This window comes from Leisingera sp. F5 (assembly GCF_001593695.1).
Map to the genome: position 1 here is coordinate 1 of NZ_LUKH01001070.1, position 1,305 is coordinate 1,305.

General features: G+C 61.1%; 2 protein-coding genes. Both read left to right on the forward strand.

The genetic code is table 11. The features are described from left to right. A partial coding sequence (locus A2I95_RS38950; protein WP_291737733.1) for an ABC transporter ATP-binding protein occupies positions 1-751 on the forward strand: 751 nt, incomplete at its 5' end. A 47-nt stretch (positions 752-798) separates the two neighbouring features. Further along, positions 799-1,305: ABC transporter ATP-binding protein (locus A2I95_RS38955; RefSeq protein WP_291737734.1), on the forward strand; the 507-nt coding region annotated here is incomplete at its 3' end.

Consider the following 1,305-nt stretch of genomic DNA (forward strand, 5'->3'; position numbering starts at 1 on the left):
CGGGTTCCATGCGGTGGACGGCGCTTCGCTGGAAATCGCTAAGGGGTCCATAACCGGTTTGATCGGCCCGAACGGGGCCGGCAAGACCACATTGTTCAATGTAATCGCGGGTGTTCTGCCGCCGACCTCCGGCCGTGTCACCATGGACGGTGAGGATATCACCGGCCTGCCCCCGCATGAGCTGTTCCACAAGGGGCTGCTGCGCACGTTCCAGATCGCGCATGAGTTTTCCTCGATGACGTGCCGGGAAAACCTGATGATGGTGCCGGGCGCGCAATCGGGTGAGACCCTGTGGAACACCTGGTTCGGCCGCAAGCGGATTGCCGACGAGGAACGCGCGCTGCGGGCCAAGGCGGATGAGGTGCTGGAATTCCTGACCATCAGCCATATCGCCGACCTGAAGGCGGGACAGGTCTCGGGCGGCCAGAAGAAGCTGCTGGAGCTGGGCCGCACCATGATGGTGGATGCCAAGATCGTCTTTCTGGATGAGGTCGGCGCCGGCGTGAACCGCACCCTGCTGTATACCATTGCCGATGCGATCAAGCGCCTCAATGAGGAGCGCGGCTATACCTTTGTGGTGATCGAACACGACATGGAATTCATCGGCCGCCTGTGCGACCCGGTGATCTGCATGGCCGAGGGCAAGAAACTGGCCGAAGGCACGCTGGACGAGATCAAGGCAAATGAGCAAGTGATCGAAGCCTATCTGGGCACCGGCTTGAAAAACAAAGACAAACTGGCCGAGGCTTGATGCCTTTGCGCCGCGTTGCCCCCTGCGAAGGGGAACGGAGCATATGAATGTCTGAACCATTTTTGATTGGCGACTGCATGACAGGCGGATACGGCAAGGGGCCGGATATCCTGCATGACTGCACCATCGCCGTGAACCCCGGCGAGATCGCCGTCATCGTCGGCCCGAACGGGGCCGGCAAATCCACCGCCATGAAGGCGGTGTTCGGGATGCTGAACGTGCACTCAGGGACTGTGCGGCTGGGCGGCGAGGACATCACCGCGCTGTCGCCGCAGGACCGGGTGGTCAAGGGCATGGGGTTTGTGCCCCAGACCAGCAACATCTTCACCTCGATGACAGTAGAAGAAAATCTGGAGATGGGCGCGTTTATCCGCACCGATGATTTTTCCGGGACAATCGAGCAGATCTATACTCTGTTCCCGATCCTGAAGGAAAAGCGCAACCAGCCGGCCGGAGAGCTGTCCGGCGGCCAGCGCCAGCAGGTGGCCGTGGGCCGCGCGCTGATGACCAAGCCCAAGGTTCTGATGCTGGACGAGCCTACCGCGGGTGTTTCG